1 pseudogene is annotated in these 367 nt (G+C 61.3%); it reads left to right on the top strand.

The window, feature by feature from the left end:
• A pseudogene (locus DBR18_RS29060) lies at positions 1-367 on the top strand (purine nucleoside permease); the annotation flags it as partial.

Genomic DNA, 367 nt, shown 5'->3' with positions numbered 1-367 from the left:
GGCGCATTATCTGGTGGAATTCGGCACGCAATGGGAGCTGGATTCGCGCGATGTGCCGTCGAGCTGGCCGACCGGATACCTGGGCATCAACACCAAGGGGCCAAACGAAAAACCGCCGCTGGACTACAAGACCGAAGTCTTCGAACTCAACCCGAAACTGCAGGCCAAAGCCTTCGCCCTGAGCCACAAGGTCGAGCTGAGCGAAAGCAAGGAGTCGGCGGCGTGGCGCCTGAAATACCCGTCGGCCCCGGCCAACCAACCGCCGGTGGTCACCCGTTGCGACACGCTGGCGGGCAACACCTGGTTTTCCGGTACACGCCTGAGCGAACGCGCCGAGGTCTGGACCAAATTGTTGACCGATAACAAG

Source organism: Pseudomonas sp. HMWF021 (assembly GCF_003061005.1).
GTDB lineage: Bacteria > Pseudomonadota > Gammaproteobacteria > Pseudomonadales > Pseudomonadaceae > Aquipseudomonas.
Note: the sequence above shows the minus strand (reverse complement) of the source record. Positions and strands in the feature narration are given on the sequence as shown.